The sequence below is a fragment of the Cryobacterium sandaracinum genome, assembly GCF_004403415.1.
Taxonomy (GTDB): domain Bacteria; phylum Actinomycetota; class Actinomycetes; order Actinomycetales; family Microbacteriaceae; genus Cryobacterium; species Cryobacterium sandaracinum.
This window is the reverse complement of record NZ_SOGO01000021.1, coordinates 1-17,223: the sequence shown is the minus strand read 5'-3', so window position 1 is coordinate 17,223 and position 17,223 is coordinate 1. Positions and strand designations below refer to the sequence as shown.

Here is a 17,223-nt window from a genome sequence, read left to right as displayed (position 1 = left end):
GCTTGACTCGACGTGACCGGACGGCGACGAGGACGCTCATGCGTAGGCCTGCTTAGTCTCCAGGCGCGGGTCGATGCGGTCGGCGACAAGGTCGACGAGCAGGTTGATCACGGAGAAGGCCACCGCGGCGAGCACGATAATGCCGAGCACCACGGGTACGTCCCGGTCAACGATGGCGTTGAGGGCTACGCGGCCAAGCCCTGGGCGGGCAAAGACGGTCTCGACCAGCACCGACCCGCCGAGCAGCGAGCCGACCATATACCCAGTGAGCGTGATGGTGCTGGCGGCGGCGTGGCGCAGGGTGTGGCGCACGACGAGCCGGGTGTGGCTGGCACCACGGGCACGCACGGTGTCGACGAAGGGCAGCGCTGCTGCGTCATCGAGGCCCTGCCGCAGCACCTGGCTGATGATGCCGGCCACCGGGATGGCGAGGGTCGCTGCTGGCAGGAGGAGAGCGCCGAACCCCACCGTGGCGACGACCGGAAACCAGCCAAGCCCGAAGCCGAAGACGCTAATCAGCACGAGACCGATCCAAAACGTGGGCGACGACACGGCAACGAGTTCGAGCAGGCCGGCCAGCGGTGCTGTGCGCCGGCCGCGCCCGAGCAATGCCGACCCGAGCGCGAGCAGGAGCGCGAACACAACGGCGAGGGCCATCAGCTGCACGGTGGGCACGAGTTGCTGGCCGATCACGTCGGCGACGGGTTGCTGCCTGCGGTACGACGTTCCGAGGTCGCCCTGCACGAGGCGGCCGAGGTAGCCGAGGTATTGCACGAGAAGCGGGTCGGCGAGGCCCCAGTCTTCGCGGATCTGGTCGCGTACCTGTGTCGAGACGTTGCCGAGCCCGATGAGCACGTTCACCGGGTCGCCCGGGATCAGCCGCAATGCGAAGAATCCCAGCGTGGCGGCGCCCCACACCACGAGCACCATGCCGCCGAGCCGACCGAGTAGGCGAGCGCCCGGTCGGGCAGCGCCGCGTGCGTGCCCGTGGCGTTCGATCACGGAGCGGTCGTGAGGGACGCCTCGTAAAAGAGCGGCTGCCCGTACAGGTCGAAGCTCAGGTTCTCGATGGTCTTGCTGTATGCGGTGATCGCGGTGGGCACGGTGATCGGAACCATGGCGACGTGGGTAGCGTTCCACTGCTGTAGCTGCTGGTAAAGGGCCTCGCGTTCGGCCGGGTCGCTCGTGGCGATGGCGTTGTCGAGAAGCGTGTCAACGACCGGATCGGCGGTGGATGAGCCGTTCTTGTAGCCGCCGCTGTGCAGGTGGGCGCGCAACACGTCGGCGTCGACACTGGGAAAACTCCAGTCTGATAGGTCGTAATTACGCTGGTCGAATGCTTCGTAGTACTGGGCGATTTCACGGTTGTCGCGCACAATTTCAAAGCCGAGTTCGCGCAGGTCAGACTGCACGACGTCTCCGAAGCTCGCGTTGGCATCGGAGACAGGGTTGTAGGCGAGCCACTGCGCGCTGAGTCGGGCTCCGTCTTTCATGCGGTAGCCCTCGGAGTCGCGCTCGGTCCAGCCGGCCGCGTTGAGCAGGGCATTGGCCTGATCGGGGTCGAAGGCCCAGCTGTCTTCGAGGCTCGGATCGTAGGAGTTCGGGGTGGCCGGGGAGAGGATACTCCACGCGCGTTCCGCCTGCCCCTGGTAGATGCTCTCCACGGCCGGACCGATGTCGACTCCGAGGGCAAAGGCGCGGCGCACATTCTCGTCGGCGAAGACGCCGTGCGCCTCGTTGAGGAACAGGGTGTACGGCAGGCCCGGCATGGTCACGTTTTCGATAGTGAACTCGTCACCGATCTGTCCCACGGCGTTCGGGGTGATGTCGCTGGCGATCTGTGCTTCACCGCTCGTGAGTGCGCCGGTGCGAACCGACGATTCGGGCAGGATGCGGAACTCGAGCGTGTCGATGGCCGGCGCGCCCCGGTGGGTGCTGCCATCCGGTGCCCAGTTATAGTTTTCGTTCGCGGTGAAGACGATGCTCTGGTCTGGCGTGTACTCGCTCAGCACGTACGGGCCGGTGCCCACCGAGATGCCGGGGCCGCCGGCGGGCAGCTGGGCTGCGTTCTCACGCAGCGCCGCGGGCGAGTAGAAGCCGAGCTTGGCGGTGCTCACGGCCTGCAAGAACGGGGCGTAGGGCTGGCTGAAGTCGACCCGCACGGTGTACTCGTCAACGACCTCGGTGCCCGCGTAGAAGCCACCGGTTTCGGCGTACCCGATGAGGCTGGCGGCATCCGCTGACGCCGTTTCGGGAGCGACCACGTGCTCGAAGTTGGCCTTGACGGCCTCGGCGTTGAAAGGCTCGCCATCGTGGAAGGTGACGTCATCGCGCAGGTTGAAGGTGTACTGCAGGCCGTCGTCGGAGATCTGCCACGACGTGGCGAGCCACGGCACGAAGGAGCCGTCGGCCTTCTGATAGACGAGCGAATCGAAGGAATTGCGCATCACGAGGGCGGTGGCTTGGAAGGCCGATGAGTGAATGTCCATCTTGCCGCCGCTGAGCGTGCCACCGTTGATGGCGTAGGTCAGGGTAGTGGAGTCGGCCGCGGTGTTCTGGGCGGTGGCACTGCACCCCGTAACCACAGCGACGGTGGCGATAATGGCAGCTGCGGCGCGCAGCCAGGATGTTGTATGGGCGCGGGAGCGCATAAATGGGGTCTCTTTCTCAGGTGCGGATCAAACTAGCAACTAATTGACTCCGCCCATCAAACGTACCTTGCCCGTGGAGCAGGCCGGCCGGAACGAGTGACCGCGTAAACCGCCTTGCGCGAACCCGCGACCAGTCCGAGGTGGAGAAAGTCCTCTGGATGATCGCCGTCGTATTCGCGCCTCTACTCGGCGCACTCGTTTGGTATTTAGCCGGGCCACACCCATTCGGCCTTCGACTCACACGCCAGGTTCGATAGACCTCGACCTCCATTTCCCTTTGCGGAAGGGGTTCCTTGGCTGGCCTATCGCTGGCTCTCCCCCGTTTTGATTCCGTCCCGTGATTGCTCGGCCCCTCATGACATCAATTGCACTCCGTGACGTGGGGATAAAGTGGGAACCACCGATGGTCGCCTGGTTTCACGCCCACGTGTGCACGGTCGAGGGCGTGGGAGGTAACCGATGGGCACCTTCCTCAGCACGTTTCTCTCCGATTCCGCGGAACTTCCGGAGCTAGCCGATCGTGTTCGTTTGTCCGGGCCGGTGCCGCTTTCGTCGCCTTTGCCTGTCGGGGATCTTGCCGCGGACAGCATCGCGGCCACCAAGCTGATGGCCTCGTTACTGCACCTTGTCCGTTCGGAAGTGCGGGATCCGAAGGCGGACGAAGTTCCGCGGGTGGGCTCTGCGCCGCAACTGGTCGCCGGCGCCTTCCGGAGTGACCAACTATTTCGGTGGAACGGGGACCCCGCGCCAGCGTGGGCGCCCCTGTCCGGATTCTTCGCCTCGAGCGACGGTTGGGTTCGCACTCACGCCAACTATCCCCATCACGAAGCGGCTTTGCGCTCACTTCTGAGATTGGATGGCTCCGCCACCACCGAGGCTGTCGCTCGCGCAATTTCGCGCCGCAGCGCTCTCGATCTGGAGGATGAAGCATCAGATTCTGGTGCGGTGATCAGCGCGGTTCGCAGCCCGAGCAGTTGGAGAGGACATCCTCAAGCCCAATCCCTGAAAGCAGCTCCCTTCATCAGCCTGGTGCAGCAGGCAGGAGACTCGGGCCTCCATAGCCTGGGGTCGGCCGACAGACACGCGCCCCTGGAGGGCGTTCGGGTGCTCGACTTGACCCGCGTCATAGCCGGGCCGGTGGCCACTCGCAGCCTCGCGTTCTTCGGGGCAGATGTCCTTCGCATCGACAATCCTGGCATGCCGGAACTCCCCTGGCAGTACCTCGACACCGGGCAAGGGAAGCGTTCCGCGCTCCTCGATCTCGGCTACAAACCGGATCGAGACCGCCTCGAACAGCTACTGACGGACGCCGACGTTGTTGTCTCGGGATACAGGCCGAACAGCCTCAACCAATTCGGCCTCTCGCCGGTCGAACTCCACAACCGCCATCCAGGGCTCGTTATCGGCCGGGTGAGCGCGTGGGGGCAAAGCGGACCTTGGGCCGAGCGCCGAGGATTCGACAGCATTGTCCAAGCAGCCAGCGGCATCGCCCAGATTCACGCAGACGGCACCGGCAGGCCAGGAGCTTTGCCGGCCCAAGCACTGGATCACTCCGCCGGGTACCTACTTGCCGCCGGGATCATGTCAGCACTTCGACGTCGCCACCTCGACGGGCACGGGTGGACCGTCGACATTTCATTGGCCCGGGTCGCTCACGAGCTACTCGCCCAGCCTCATTCCCCGCAGACCGAAGCCGGCCCATATGAGATCCAAACCGTGAACGCGGAAACGTTAGAAGGGACCGTCACCTGTGCCGCACCCGCGATCAGCATTAGCGGCGGTCCGAATCGCTACAGGTGGATCGGCAGCCAGTGGGGAGCGGACCAGCCGGAATGGGCCGAGTCACGATCCGCCAGCGGCGAGCGATAAGTCCCACCCGGAAGGCGCGCCATCGGCAAGTGCAGCATGGCGAAAGCCGCCCGCTGAAGGTTAGTGTCGCGCCATCCCTGTGCAGCGCACCTGTTGGCTGCTGTGGTGCCGGCCATTCCGGCACCGATCACGAACAGGTCGTATTCCTTACTTATGCCGCTCAAGCTGTAGTGATCGCATCGCGCAGTTGCTCCAGTGTTGGGGCGCCGGCTAGTCCCGTGGGGGTCTTGTAGATGCGGCAGGCCAGCCCGACCGACGCCGACGGGTCGGGAAAAAGGTCTGTTCCGTCCACCAGCATGCTCGGAGATCCCCGAAAACCGATTGTCTCTGCGTCTTCCAGATTCTCGACCAACCGCCGGGTCACAACGATGCCGGGGCATGCAGCCGCGATCAACGCCAGCCGCTCAGCAGCGATTTTCCAGTTCGGGCACCCATCGAAGTACTGCAACGTAATATCCATGCCTTCACCGTAAACGTTGCACCGCAGTGCAAGGTCAAGTGGTGAAATGGGAATATGCAGATTAGAGACCTGGCCATTGCGAGCGGCGTAACCGCACAGACGATCCGGTTTTATGAGCGGCGCAGCCTGTTGGATCACGCCGAACGTGGGGGGAACGGTTACCGCCGCTACAACGAAGCGGCCCTATCGCGCCTGCGGTTCATTCGGTCTGCCCAGACGGCTGGTCTGACATTGGCCGAAATTGGCGGCATCATCACTGTTAGAGAAGCTGGCGAGGTGCCGTGCGAACACGTCTCCAACCTCCTTTTGAAAAGACTTGCGGATGTGCACCGCCGCCAACAAGAACTCGTACTTCTTGAAACAGAGCTGCAACACATCATCGACGCGAGCCAGCATCTCGACCCAGGCGATTGCGAAGCGGGCGGTGTCTGCCACGTCATCACCCACGCTCACCAGTAGCGCGCAACGTTCACCCATGCCATGAAGCGATGCGAATTCACCGCCATCTAGCGCTGCCATTCACACAAAAGAACCGAATCTGTCACCTATGCGGTCACTGATTCCAATTCCCGCAGAGACTGCCGCTCCTTCGAACCCTCATCGGCGGATGACCGCAGGACGACGTGCCTCAGGGCACGCGCCCACCTGGCGCAGCGGGATTTGTGGAAGTACCTACCGATCCTCCGTGACGGATCGAAGCACGAATGGCTAGCGGAAGTGTGCGCTGGGCCGGCCCGCCCGGTGGGGCATCTGCTCCTGTCCCGAGTTGCAGGATTGCCAGGGATGAAACGTGAGCGTTGAAGGCAAGACCGCATGGGGACGGCCGAGCCACACCAGTACCTGACCGCGCGCATCGCCGCTGCTGTCGGCACCGAACTGAGCATCCATGGGCGCCACACTCTGCCCACGGTAACGATTGGCATCGCATTGTTTACGGACCACTCGACAATAGCCAGCCTGGTGCGCGACACCGATTTCGACCTGTTCCACGCCAAGCGATCCGGTCGCGGTCATTGGCAGCTCTACAACGACACGATGCGCTCCGAGAGCGGCCCGGTCAAGACTGGGCTTTCGCCCCTACGTCGATGGAGACCTCGGCGATCCGCTTGATCGCTGCGAGGGTTTTCGGTATGCCACCGAGGGCCTGCTGGGTGCGGTCGGTGATCTGAGCGTGCGCCTTTTCGCCGAACTTCTCCTCGAACATGGCGATCCCGTCCGGCAGGAACTCCCAGGACTCGGTGAGCATCGTCCCGGTCTCCGCGGCGGTGAAGCTGAAGCCCCAGCGCACGAAGCTGCCGCCCACCACCCAAGCGAACTCACGTCCGTGCTCTGCCGTCACCACCTCGGACCGGGTCTGCCAGGTCCGGTGTGGGAGCTCGTTGTGCCCGGTGAACCAGGCACCGACCCGACCGGCCTCGGCCTCGTCATCCCACCAGCATGACGTACAGACCGGGCTCCATTCTCCGGTGCGGGTGATGTCGGAGAGTAGGTCATAGAGAAACGCGGCCGACGCCTCGACGATGATGGACTCCTGGTGGCTGAGGGTGCTCGTCTCATTCATGCATTTACCCTAATGGAGGGGGTCATTTCTGCTGCCGCCGGCTGCCGCCGTGCCAGTCTTCTTGCTTTCCGACCGTGTCCGCGTCGACTCCGAACGCGGCCAGCTGTGGCTGCTCGCGCAGGCTGCGCTTGAGTTCGGCAAAACCCGGGAAGCGGGCCAGCCCGACCACGTGGTCCCACAACTCGACCGCCGAGTCCTCGTGTGGCAGCCGGCTGATCACCGGCCCGAAGAAGGCCGCACCGGCGGGCGGCTCGAAGTGGATGATGGGCGTGCCCACGTCTTTTCCCGTCAGCGAGAGTGCCTCGTCCGTCTCCTGCTGGATCTCGATGTCCCATGACTCGTCGTCGAGAGCTTCCGCCAGCTCGGGCGGTAGGCCCGCCTCGGCGAGGATCGGCTCCGCAAACTCACGCGTCCCGCGGAGCTCACGCACCTCACCCTCGGTCCGATGGTTGTCCGGGCCGGGGGCTGTGTCGAAGATGTGGGTCCCGAAGGCGGCGTATAGCGGCGCCATCGCCTCGCGGCCGTGCTCCGCTCGCGCGCGGGCGGCTACCCGCAGGAGCCTGAGTCCGGCGGTGTGTCCAGCTTCGTACTCGGGAGGGAAGTGCGTGTCGTAGTCGACCTGGGCATTGATCAGGCGTAACGAGATGAACCGCCAGTCCACGGTGTAGTTGCGTTGCTCCTGCACCTGCCGCACCCACTTGCTCGTCATCCAGGCGAAGGGGCAGACCGGGTCGAAGTAGAAGTTGATGTCAGCGTCCATGCGTCCACCCTAGGTCAGTGCCGCAAGCACGACCGAGATCGATTTGGCGAGGTGGACTCGATGGGTGCCTCGGGATGACGTATCGCTCAGAGTCGCATTCATTACCTTGGTGCTTACACGGTAAGTGACACGCGCTCCTCCACTTCTGGGCATGTCGTGCGAACGATCGCTGCCGAACGCCACAAACACTTAGCGTCGGGTATTTGAATAGGCCACAAGCCACCCTCGGTTCTCCACCGTTCCGAGCTGTGACTCTGGGGCGGATCCTGGGGCTGCACACTGGCCCTCACCTATGCCGAGTGCTACCCGCAGCACGTGCGCACCCTAGTCCTGGTCTCCGTCACCATGACCCAGCGCAGCGACGTGCGCTGGCTCCGCCACGAGACCGGCCGCTACCTGCCCGAGAAATGACAGCGCTTCCACGAGGGAGTCCCCGCCTCCGAGCGCGACGGTGACCGCGTCGCCGCCTACGACCGCCTACTCAACCACAGCGACGACGCCACAGTGATACGCAGCGCAGCGCTGGTGCGACTGGGGAGACGCCGCCGTCTCGCTCGAACCCGGCTCGGCACCCAGCCCTCGCTTCACCGACCCACATTCCAGCTACAGTTCGCCCGCATCGTGACGCACTACTTCACGCACGGGGCCCGGCTCGAGGAAGACCAACTGCTGCGTAATGATGACCGTCTCGCCGGAATCCCCGGCGTCTTGCTCCACGGCCAGCTCGACCTCGGCGGGCCCGTCGACGTGCCCAGGTGCTGGCACAGGCCGGACCAGATGTAACCCTCCACGTGATCCGTGCAAGTGGACACCAGTGCAACAACGAGACGACCGAGCGTTACGGAGATCCCATGCACCGCAGGATATGAGGCCGGAACACTAAGCGGGCGGTCTTGAAGCGGTTCGCATCCAAGGTCGCTCTGATCGCTGGATATTTTCACTTAGGAGTGAACCACTCCTGCGCGATTTAGTGTGTCACTTAACCTAGGCGCCTCATATCGGGCGGATTCAAGTGGTGTCTGCAACACCGGTTTGATTGGTTGGATTCGAGGTTAGCGTGGCGAGGACCTCTGCGGGCGTTCGGTAGCCGTGGCGTTTGCGGGGCCGGCGGTTGAGTTCCGCAGCGACGTTCTCGAGGATCCCGGGCCCGTGAAAGGACAGGTCTGTGCCTTTTGGAAAGTACTCGCGCAAGAGCCCGTTGGTGTTCTCGTTGCTGCCACGCTGCCAGGGCGAGTGCGGAGCGCAGAAATAGATCGGCATCCCGGTCGCCATCGTGATTTCCTGGTGTCGAGACATCTCCGCTCACTGATCCCAGGTGGTCGAACGGCGCAGCTGTTTGGGGAGGGCATTCATTGCCACGATCATCGCGTCGGCCACGGTGCGAGCGGTGTGATCCCCGGGCAAATGCAGCAGCATCACGTATCCCGTAGTCCGTTCGAGAAGGGTTCCGATCGCGGACTTCGACGAGGTCGAGCCGATGATCAGGTCGCCCTCCCAATGCCCGGGAACGGCGCAGTCCTCGATCTCCGGCGGCCGGTCGGAGATCATCACCATCTCCCGGAATCTCTGCGGCCGCGGACCCTCCGGCCGCTGCGGCCGCCGTGTGACGCGCCCTGACCGCAACGCGGTGGCAACTTCCAGGCGCAACGATCCGCGGCCCTGCACGTAGAGGGCCTGGTGGATCGTCTCGTGTGACACCTGCATCTCCGGATTCTCCGGATGCTTGACTTTCAGTCGGCCCGCGACCTGTTCCGGGCTGAACCGATCGGTGAGCATCGTGGCGACTTGTTCCCGTAACGCTAACCCGTCCAGCTTTCGGGCTCTTGGCCGCGATGTGGTCCTGGAGTTCACCGACCGGCCGGTGGTTCTCGCCAGCGCTGGAATCGGCGTCACGCCCATGGCGGGCATGCTCTCCCACCTTGTGAAGACCGGTAGCCAACGAAAGATGGCTTTTCTCCACGCCGACAACTCAGCAAACACCTTTGCCTTGCGTAACCAAATCAGGGAAGACTTGGCAAAAATGCCCGACGCATCCCTGATCACCTGGTATGTGGAACCCACGAAATCCACGCAGACTATCGACGGCGAACTCGCCGGATTCATGGACGTCAGCACCATCGAACTGCCCACGGACGCCGAATACTACCTGTGCGGCCCGCTGGTCTTCATGCAATCCGTCCGCAGCGCGCTAATCGCCCGCGGCGTACCCGCAAAAGACATCCAATACGAAGTCTTCGGCCCCGACCTGTGGCTAGCCGACTTCCAATCGTAAGTTGTTCCAACCTGTCGGTCAGTGCGTGGGATGTCAGATGGATTGCCGATAGCCGAAGAACTCATGGTCGTTGTCGTACCCACCCAGACCACCGCCGACCTCGGAGAAGTCTTCGACGAATTCGATGCCCTTAATCCACTTGACCAGCTTGAAACCGAGCTGCACCTCGTTGCGCAACCGCAGCGGAGCACCGTGACCGAACGACAGCGTTTCATCATTCATGTCATAGGCCAGCATGGTCAGTTTGTAACTCATCTGCTCGATCGGTTGAGCGTCGTAGTAAATCCCACCATCAGAACCGACCGCAAAGGAGTAAAAAATCACCCACTTCGCTTCCGGCTTCGGCTTCGCGATGTCAAGAATGGTCTGCATTGAGACGCCGCCCCACTTCGCAACACCCGACCAGCCCTGAATGCAAAAGTGCTGCGTGATTTGCTCGTGGTGTGACAGCGCCCGTAATTGCTCAAGGTCCAACTCCACCGGATTATCAACGAGCCCACCGATTTGCAGCTTGTAATCCGTGAAGGTGCCAGCTTGGAGCTTCTTGTACTCCTCCGATTCCGGGAACTTACCGTTATGCCAGAAATAGGGAGAGATATCTTTCTCCGCGTACTGACCCGGCTTCGAATCGATGTGCTCGAACAACCGCTGCGCGGGACCGATCAGCGCATACCCCACCTTCTGCACCACACGCGGATGCCGGTACGTGAACGGTGTCGCCGCCACCCAGCCGACGATGATGACCACCATCGAGGCGGCGAAGATCAAAAACCCGACCCAGGAGCTGTCGTCCCGTGACGCGTACATGTGGTTGAGGTTGCGGAGGGCGCCGGTGGTCAGCACGAGGGTCACGTGGATGATGATGAACATGACGAACCAGGCGAGCACCAAGAAATGGAGTGATCGTGCGACCTGGATACTGAAGACCGAACTGATGGTCCGGAATTTGGTCGACAACGCCGGTGACATCCCGAGCCCGGTGATGAGAGCGGCCGGAGCGGCGATGAACACGGTGATGAAGTAGGCGATCAGTTGCAGACCGTTGTAGTTGACCCAGCCGTTTTCCGTCGGCCAGTCCAGCGACAGATATTGGATTGCGACCGAAATGGAATGCGGGATGACGTCCCAACTCATGGGGACCAAGCGCATCCACTGGCCGGTGACGAAGATCAGAACGTAGAACACGATTCCGTTGAGTAACCACAACGTGTCAACGCCGAGGTGCCACCAGCGGGCGAGCCCGATGGAGTGACGACGCCCTGGCAAGCCGACGCCGTCCGGCAAGGTGATCGAATCCTGCTTCGACGTATACAGCGGATCACTCGGCACCGGCTTCTGCATACGCAACCAGTCTTTACCCGGTGTGGAGTGTCTGGACCAGTACAAACGCGGGTGATCGGCGATGATTGTGACGCCGGAGCGGATGATGAAGATCATCAGAAAAGCATTCAGGAAGTGCTGCCAGCCCAGCCATGCAGGGAAACCCACCGGCGCGTTCTCCGGAAGCTCAGACTCGCCCGGATACTGTTGAATGAAATCCTGCACGGCAGGGAGCTCGCGTATCCCCTTCGCTACCGCGATGCCGATGACCAGGAGCACCAAGCCGATCGGAATCAACCACAACAGGTTGAACCACTTGCTCTTACCAATTCGCACCCGCGGAGCGACACCGTACTGTGCTGGGAGACCGCCTGCCCAGTGTTCGTCGACCGCGGTGTAGTGCGTGCTGTCAAGCTCCGAACGGAAGCTTCGCATCCCCCCCGGCCCACGATCGGGGGCGGGAACATTCTGATCTTCCAGTCCGGACATCATGTCGTGAGCTTAGCAACCGCTAAAATGCCAGCACCAGATTGACGGGATCTCGCAACCGAGTCACTTTGTGCTCGGACGGCAACGACCGCAGCAATGGCGATTTCCGTCGCGAAACCTCGCCCCCACGTCGCCGGGGAGAGACGGTACCCGAGGTTCCAGACGGGCGCTGGAGTCATGTTCACTCCACCCGTACCGACGAACGTGCCAGCTCTCAGCGCATCATCCGATCCCCGGTCGCCCACACGAACCACCCATTGACCAATGCCATGTTCTCGCCGGCTCTTGATGGCGTCGTCGACGATCCTTCTGGACTGCTCTCGAGTGTTGTGACGACCCACGGGCAAGTGCCGCCACGTGTCGGGATCGCTGAAGACGCCAAAAACTGATTCGAGATCGTCAGGAGTCAGAGGTGAGAATGCAAGGCGAACATCTGGCGCTAAATCTAAATTCGTCATCAAGACCATTGTTCCCAATCGCGGCGACACTGAGCTGCGGGCTGTCCGCAGGCCGGACCTCGACGGACGCAGATTCGGCGCCACGTCACCGAGGTCCTGAAGTTTTGGGGGAGTGGCGGTTCGGAACGACCTAGGCTAGCGAGCATGACGGTCGAACAGGTTGAGCAAGGACCGCGCCAAGTCGCGCGCACTGTCGAGGTGCCGGCTTCGGCCGACGACGTCTTCGCGTTGGTGGCTGATCCGCACCGTCACGGTGAGCTGGACGGCTCGGGCACCGTCCGCAACACAGTGTCGGGTCCGCGGCGGCTCAGCCAGGGCGCACAATTCTCGGTAGCGATGAAGCAGCACGGACTCCGGTATCGCATCACCAGCACGGTGACGCGCTTCGAGGACGGTCGGCTTGTGGAATGGAGTAGCCCAGCGGGCCACCGGTGGCGCTGGGAACTCACGCCGCTCACGCCCACGTCGACGCGCGTCACTGAGACGTTCGACTACAGCACCGTCCCAGCCGTGCAGGGCAAGGTCTTTGAGTTGCTCGGCTTTCCTCGGCAGAACGCCGTCGGTATCGAAGCCACCCTGCGCCAACTTGCGCTGCGCTACGCCCGCGCTTGACGTGACGGTGCTCGCGTCCTGACTGGACGCCAAGGCCCCCGTGTGCACGGGCGTACGCCTCGCCAGATGCTGCCAGCGGTGCGGTCGGGAGGGCGCAGCGACAGGGCCGCTGGGGAGACAGCAGCACACGACGAGCTACTCCCGCCCGCTGGAGTACGCAAACGAGCCGCCAGAGCCACGACGCCTTCCTTCCACGTGGCACCTTCGGCACTCGTCGTTGCGGTGATCGTTGGTGTTGCGAGACGTTGATCCACAGCGAGAGGGCTTGGAGGCACGCGGGTTCACTGTCGTCGGCCGATCTTGGAGTGCCCGGCTTGAACTGGCGGATCCGCCAAATCTGTCGAACTTCCGCCTGGCGCTCTCGCGAGTTCAGGCTGCCGGACTCAGCGTTTTCGAATTGACTGTGACCTCCTCGGCCGATCTGTATGAGCTGGAAAAGACAAACAACGCCGACTACCCATTCACGCCAGCCACCCCGCACGAGCTGTTGGATGCCGATGCCACTCAAGACCTCTGGAACCGGGGCTTTCGCGTGTTTGGCGCGTACGACCGCGACGAACTGGTCTGGGCGACCCTCAACGCACATCGCGATCGCCACGTTGAGACGGAATGCACGTCGGTGTTGGCCAGTCATCGAGGCCGCGGAAGCCCTAGCTATGGCGTTGGCTATCCACTTACGTGCGGGCTCCGGCGTGCAGGGCGATCGAGTCGCCGGCGCCCACGGTAGCGGTGAAGGTTCCGTCAGCGGCGACGAAGTAGCTTGGGCCCGAGCAGGAGCCGCCCGCGCCGGGGTCGCCGTGCTGGACGTCGCAGTAGCTTCCTGCGGGCAGGGAGGTCTTGAACGTCTGGCTGATCGCACCACCCTCGTGGTTGATCACGACGAAGCCCCCACTCCCCCGACCGAAGGCGATCGCGTTGTTGCCGTTAGACCACCAGTTCGTCACCGAGGTGCCCGTCACGGTATTGCGGAAGGCGACCATGTTCGCGATCTGCCGCCAGGCGTGCTGGCACTTCCAGCCGTCGCTGTAGCAGGCGTTGACCGTGCCGCCAGTCGGCGGGCCGGCATCCGTGTTGGTGAATTCATAGCCCGAGTACACGTTCGGCGAGCCGTAGGGCCAGGCGAGCATGAAGATGTTCGCGAGCGTGTAAGTGTTGCCGTCCTTGTAGCTGAGGGTCGAGCCGTTGCGCTCGGTGTCCCAGTTGTCCACGAAGACCCGCGCCTTGTTGCTCGCGAGGTAGCCCCAGGACTCGCCCCATGTGTTCAGGTAGGCGATCTTGTCGCTGGTGAACATGCGTTTGAGGTCGAAGGCCCCACGGAATTCGTCGACATCGCCGGTCGAGGTGTATTCGCCCGGCTGGACCGCCTCGTTCCCGCCGGCGATGACCTCCTGCGCCCAGTAGACGCTCGAGTTGGTCAGTTTTGCCTTGATGGCGGAGAGGTCGGCCGCGGCCATGTGCTTGGCGCCGTCGATCCGGAAACCGTCGACGCCGAGGGCGCTGAGGTGGTTGAGGTACGCCGCGATGGTGGACTGCACGTAGGTGCTCGCCGTGTTGAGATCGGCGAGGCCGACGAGCTCGCAGTTCTGTACGTTGGAGCGGTCGCTGTAGTTGGTGATCGGGGTCCGGCAGGAGTGGAAGTCCTGGTTCTGGTAGTAACCCGGGTAGTCGTACTTGCTGTAGACAGTGCCCCCCGTGCCCGTGCCGGAACCCGCACTCATATGGTTGATCACCGCGTCGGCCACGACCTTGACACCGGCGGTGTGGCAGGTGCTGACCATGCTCGAAAAGGCGGCCTCGTTGCCGAGTCGCCCGGCGATCTTGTAGCTGACCGGCTGGTAGGAGGTCCACCACTGCGAGCCCTGGATGTGTTCCTGGGCCGGCGAGACCTCAACGAATCCATACCCCTTGGGACCGAGGGTATCCGTGCAGGCCCGGGCGACCGATGCGAAGGACCACTCGAAAAGCGTCGCCGTGACGTCCTTGGCACCCGGCGGACTCGCATCCGCCCGGGGCGTTGTCACTCCTACATCGAGGCTCAGGGTCAGGACTAGGGCCAGGCCGGCCACCGCTGCAAACAACGGACGGGTTGATCTGCGCACGATGAAACTCCTTGTCGCGCGCGCCAGCGAACCACGCCGACGCGCTCCATTGGGAACGGGCGATTGCGAGCGGGCCGCGGAAGCGGAACTCGGTAAACGAGGTACTACACCCTCGGGTCACGCTACTGCAAGCGCTTGCAATAGTGCAAGCGCATGCCGAGGAATTGTGCGCCAGCCCCCTAATACTCGCCCGAGGGCTGGTGGAATCCTTCCGGAACGCCGGCGAGGGGTGCTCTCACCCTCGTCGGAAGTCGCCCGAAAGACGAGTCCGGAGGCGATGAAGCCGAAAAGCCGACCAGACAAGGACGGATTCCAGCGCTTCATCTATCCCACACCCGGCACCTACATGGCCATTGACCGCGCCAACGGGAAGCGAGTGAAACCCCAGACCCCAGCGAGCATCACCATTCCGCAGGATGCTGGAGCACCCGCCGCGAGGAATCAGGGCCCGCGATTGGAGCTGAAGCACCTCCAGAAATTCGCGTTCAAGTCTCCTGAACACCGGAAGTACTTCGGCATGCGCAGCCTCGTCGAGTCCGCGTACAAGACACTGAAGTCGAAGAACTTCGAAGACCTCGCCAACGTGAGCAAACGCTCCGGCCACGGGTACGCCTTCAACTACCTCGCTGCCACCCTCGCCGCGGTCTCATCGAACCTCCGGAAGATATTCGACTTCTTCGTCGAGACTGCCGAACGGGACTCCGGGGAAAACCTCTCCCGAGAACGCAGGCGCAAGGAAGCCGCAGGAACACCATTGACCAGGCACATTGCTCTCCCGGCGCTGGCGCCGCCGCAGTAGCGGTCGCCGTCCCCTTTCTGCTCAATGTGCACCCGGCGAAGCGACGCTGGCGACAGCGGTCGCCCGATCCAGGCATAGTAACCTGACCGGGAAACCTCAAGGAGACGGACCATGCGGGTGATGGTGAAGTTGATCTTCTCCGCCAGCATCAGTTCGAACGCAAGACGCTCGTATCCGATGCTTCCTGGGCGAAGAAGATGGACGCTTTTTTCAAGAACGCCCTGTCCATCTTCAGGTCCGCATTTTCCTTCCGAAGCCGCAGCAGCTCGGCCCTTTTAGACTCCGTCACCTCGGTCTGCCCGGTCTCGTTGCGAGCCATGAACGCGCTCACCCACCGGCCCAGTGTGGCCTCGTTGACACCGAGCTCGCGGGCGACGGTCGCGACCGCTCTGCCGGTGGTGATGACCAGCTTCACGGCCTCGTCTTTGCACTCAGGGGTGAAGTCCCGACGTGATCTTGCCATAGTGAGCATTCTCTCTTGTGAGGTGTCCACTCGACGGGGTCAGGGCCACCGAGAGCACCAGGTGCACCTGCGACTCCAGCCAGTCAGTGGCGGCGAAGCTCTCCGCGTCCGTCACCGCTAGGTGGAGATCTAGATCGCTCCAGTCATCTGCCAAACCGCACGCGAGCGAGCCTTCTAGCCAGAGTGACCGGATGCGTTCGTCATCGGCACTTCTAGTCAGCAGCATTCGAAGCGTTGGCCTGAGCCGAGCCGGATCGTCCGCAAATGTTGAATCCATAACCGAGTATTTCATCCGGACGATGACCTCAGAACCTGCGATCAAACAAACATGCCGACAACAACTTTCATGGTGCGTTCGTTTATTGCGTCGTTCGTTTGGCCATGAGAGCCACCGTCGCGTAACCCAGGCGTTTCGATACACCTAGGTTACGAAGCATCCGGGGTCTCGAAATTTATGCGGTAGAAGTCAGCGAAGGGCGAATTCAACAATGGTCATTGCGCAATGTGCATTGCGCAATGACTGTTGTTCTTATAGGGTCAGCGGTATGTCCCCCCGCGACGCTTCACGCACCACGCTCAGCTCGGCTGCATCCATGCGGGTCCTCGCGCATCCGACCCGGTTGCGTCTGCTCGGCCTGCTTCGCGAACGCGGCCCGTTGACCGCAGCCCAGCTGGGCGACGTCGTTGATGAGGCTCCCGGTACCATCAGCTACCATCTCGGCAAGCTTGCCTCCATCGCCCTGATCGAGCCCGCCGAGGCTCAGAGCACCGACCACCGCGAACGCTGGTGGAAGGCCACGACCCTACTGACCAGCTGGGAGCCCGCCGATCTGCTCGACGACCCCGACAAGCTCGCGGCGTCTTCTGTTCTGCAGAAGTCCATTGCTCAGGCCTACGCCGCCCGGTTCACCGACTACATCGACGCGACACCTGCCCTGCCTCGTGAGTGGGTCGCGGCAGGCGCGAGCGGGGATCGCAGCCTGCGTCTAACGGTCGAGGAACTGGGCACTATGCGGGCCGAGCTCGAAGCCCTGGTCACCCGGTGGGTCGACGCGAGCGCCGCCCACGACCCGGCGACGGCCGACGGCGCCGAGCCTGTGGTGCTCGTCTACCAGGCCAATCGCCGTCCCTGAGTCAGACCGCCGATGAGCAAGAACATGAACGAGGCGCTGCCTCGCGACCGCCGCGCAACCGGCGCCCTCTCGGCCCTGCTGGCTGCCCACGCGATCTCGCAAACGGGCAACGTGATCACAGCGTTCGCCATCCCCTTCTACGTCCTCGGCCTCGGCGGGTCGGGCGTCGAGGTGGGAATCGCGGCATTCTTCGCTACCGCCCCGGTTGTGGTCGGCGGGGCGCTCGGCGGGGTTGTCGTGGACCGGGTGGGTCACCGCCGAGCGGCGATCGTTGCGG

At 63.1% G+C, this 17,223-nt stretch carries 18 protein-coding genes and 4 pseudogenes; 9 read left to right on the top strand and 13 right to left on the bottom strand.

Going from position 1 to position 17,223, the window contains the following annotated elements:
- Nucleotides 1-36 precede the first annotated feature (36 nt).
- Both E3T25_RS06555 and E3T25_RS06550 read right to left on the bottom strand, forming a co-directional pair.
- Nucleotides 37-1,002 (bottom strand): ABC transporter permease, encoded by a 966-nt coding sequence (locus E3T25_RS06555; RefSeq protein WP_241976853.1) that lies wholly within the window; start codon nt 1,000-1,002, stop codon nt 37-39.
- Nucleotides 999-2,651: an ABC transporter substrate-binding protein gene (locus tag E3T25_RS06550; RefSeq protein WP_134373217.1), complete on the bottom strand. Its 1,653-nt coding sequence runs from the start codon at nt 2,649-2,651 to the stop codon at nt 999-1,001. The genes E3T25_RS06555 and E3T25_RS06550 overlap by 4 nt, the downstream gene beginning before the upstream one ends.
- 128 nt (nt 2,652-2,779) lie before the next feature.
- Between E3T25_RS06550 and E3T25_RS17905 the strand changes: the two are divergent.
- Together E3T25_RS17905 and E3T25_RS06540 are read left to right on the top strand one after the other, a co-directional pair.
- A pseudogene (locus E3T25_RS17905) lies at nt 2,780-2,908 on the top strand (PLDc N-terminal domain-containing protein); the annotation flags it as partial.
- Between the two features lie 202 nt (nt 2,909-3,110).
- The gene (locus E3T25_RS06540) at nt 3,111-4,520 is read left to right on the top strand and encodes a CoA transferase (RefSeq protein ID WP_134373215.1); all 1,410 of its coding nucleotides are present in this window, start codon (nt 3,111-3,113) and stop codon (nt 4,518-4,520) included.
- A 160-nt stretch (nt 4,521-4,680) separates the two neighbouring features.
- Here the strand turns inward: E3T25_RS06540 and E3T25_RS06530 are convergent, their stop codons facing one another.
- Entirely contained in the window at nt 4,681-5,118 is a 438-nt protein-coding gene (locus tag E3T25_RS06530; RefSeq protein ID WP_338145471.1) for a hypothetical protein, read from the bottom strand.
- Here E3T25_RS06530 and E3T25_RS06525 point away from each other — a divergent pair.
- Nucleotides 5,035-5,439, top strand: coding sequence for a heavy metal-responsive transcriptional regulator (locus tag E3T25_RS06525; protein WP_134373208.1), 405 nt, complete (start codon nt 5,035-5,037; stop codon nt 5,437-5,439). The genes E3T25_RS06530 and E3T25_RS06525 overlap by 84 nt on opposite strands.
- Nucleotides 5,440-5,688: 249 nt before the next feature.
- On the opposite strand, the gene E3T25_RS06520 is transcribed toward E3T25_RS06525, so the two are convergent.
- Genes E3T25_RS06520 through E3T25_RS06510 form a run of 3 tightly spaced genes read right to left on the bottom strand, consistent with a single transcriptional unit; the run spans nt 5,689 to nt 7,301 of the window.
- On the bottom strand, nt 5,689-5,994 hold the full coding sequence (locus E3T25_RS06520; protein ID WP_134373206.1) for a hypothetical protein: 306 nt from the start codon (nt 5,992-5,994) through the stop codon (nt 5,689-5,691).
- Between the two features lie 43 nt (nt 5,995-6,037).
- Entirely contained in the window at nt 6,038-6,541 is a 504-nt protein-coding gene (locus E3T25_RS06515; protein WP_104102295.1) for an SRPBCC family protein, read from the bottom strand.
- Between the two features lie 22 nt (nt 6,542-6,563).
- Nucleotides 6,564-7,301 carry a mycothiol-dependent nitroreductase Rv2466c family protein gene (locus E3T25_RS06510; protein ID WP_134373204.1) on the bottom strand — a complete coding sequence of 246 codons (738 nt, stop codon included), beginning with the start codon at nt 7,299-7,301 and terminating at the stop codon, nt 6,564-6,566.
- Nucleotides 7,302-7,565: 264 nt separating this feature from the next.
- Between E3T25_RS06510 and E3T25_RS17680 the strand changes: the two are divergent.
- A pseudogene (locus tag E3T25_RS17680) lies at nt 7,566-7,712 on the top strand (prolyl aminopeptidase); the annotation flags it as partial.
- Nucleotides 7,713-7,904: 192 nt separating this feature from the next.
- Here E3T25_RS17680 and E3T25_RS16700 read toward each other — a convergent pair.
- Both E3T25_RS16700 and E3T25_RS17375 read right to left on the bottom strand, forming a co-directional pair.
- Complete coding sequence (locus E3T25_RS16700; protein WP_158250296.1) at nt 7,905-8,066, bottom strand: hypothetical protein; 162 nt, start codon at nt 8,064-8,066, stop codon at nt 7,905-7,907.
- A 243-nt stretch (nt 8,067-8,309) separates the two neighbouring features.
- Nucleotides 8,310-9,134, bottom strand: a pseudogene (locus E3T25_RS17375) (IS30 family transposase); the annotation flags it as partial.
- Nucleotides 9,135-9,198: 64 nt separating this feature from the next.
- Between E3T25_RS17375 and E3T25_RS06490 the strand changes: the two are divergent.
- Nucleotides 9,199-9,573 (top strand): ferredoxin reductase domain-containing protein, encoded by a 375-nt coding sequence (locus tag E3T25_RS06490; RefSeq protein WP_134373197.1) that lies wholly within the window; start codon nt 9,199-9,201, stop codon nt 9,571-9,573.
- Nucleotides 9,574-9,606: 33 nt separating this feature from the next.
- Here E3T25_RS06490 and E3T25_RS06485 read toward each other — a convergent pair whose 3' ends face one another.
- Nucleotides 9,607-11,385: a molybdopterin-dependent oxidoreductase gene (locus tag E3T25_RS06485; RefSeq protein ID WP_198415647.1), complete on the bottom strand. Its 1,779-nt coding sequence runs from the start codon at nt 11,383-11,385 to the stop codon at nt 9,607-9,609.
- On the bottom strand, nt 11,382-11,840 hold the full coding sequence (locus tag E3T25_RS06480) for a GNAT family N-acetyltransferase (RefSeq protein WP_166785059.1): 459 nt from the start codon (nt 11,838-11,840) through the stop codon (nt 11,382-11,384). The genes E3T25_RS06485 and E3T25_RS06480 overlap by 4 nt, the downstream gene beginning before the upstream one ends.
- Nucleotides 11,841-11,984: 144 nt before the next feature.
- On the opposite strand from E3T25_RS06480, the gene E3T25_RS06475 reads away from it, so the two are divergent.
- Nucleotides 11,985-12,452 (top strand): SRPBCC family protein, encoded by a 468-nt coding sequence (locus tag E3T25_RS06475; RefSeq protein WP_134373193.1) that lies wholly within the window; start codon nt 11,985-11,987, stop codon nt 12,450-12,452.
- Nucleotides 12,453-13,126: 674 nt separating this feature from the next.
- Here the strand turns inward: E3T25_RS06475 and E3T25_RS06470 are convergent.
- The gene (locus E3T25_RS06470) at nt 13,127-14,551 is read right to left on the bottom strand and encodes an alpha-amylase (protein ID WP_233199096.1); all 1,425 of its coding nucleotides are present in this window, start codon (nt 14,549-14,551) and stop codon (nt 13,127-13,129) included.
- A 277-nt stretch (nt 14,552-14,828) separates the two neighbouring features.
- On the opposite strand from E3T25_RS06470, the gene E3T25_RS06465 reads away from it, so the two are divergent.
- The gene (locus E3T25_RS06465) at nt 14,829-15,350 is read left to right on the top strand and encodes a hypothetical protein (protein WP_134373191.1); all 522 of its coding nucleotides are present in this window, start codon (nt 14,829-14,831) and stop codon (nt 15,348-15,350) included.
- Between the two features lie 148 nt (nt 15,351-15,498).
- Here E3T25_RS06465 and E3T25_RS06460 read toward each other — a convergent pair whose 3' ends face one another.
- Nucleotides 15,499-15,813 (bottom strand): transposase, encoded by a 315-nt coding sequence (locus E3T25_RS06460; RefSeq protein ID WP_166785964.1) that lies wholly within the window; start codon nt 15,811-15,813, stop codon nt 15,499-15,501.
- Nucleotides 15,782-16,039, bottom strand: a complete 258-nt coding sequence (locus tag E3T25_RS17900) for an aminoglycoside 6-adenylyltransferase (protein ID WP_420898233.1) — start codon at nt 16,037-16,039, stop codon at nt 15,782-15,784. The genes E3T25_RS06460 and E3T25_RS17900 overlap by 32 nt, the downstream gene beginning before the upstream one ends.
- 319 nt (nt 16,040-16,358) lie before the next feature.
- On the opposite strand from E3T25_RS17900, the gene E3T25_RS06450 reads away from it, so the two are divergent.
- A complete protein-coding gene (locus tag E3T25_RS06450; protein ID WP_166785963.1) occupies nt 16,359-16,946 on the top strand; it encodes a helix-turn-helix domain-containing protein in 588 nt (195 codons plus the stop codon).
- A 12-nt stretch (nt 16,947-16,958) separates the two neighbouring features.
- A pseudogene (locus E3T25_RS06445) lies at nt 16,959-17,223 on the top strand (MFS transporter); the annotation flags it as partial.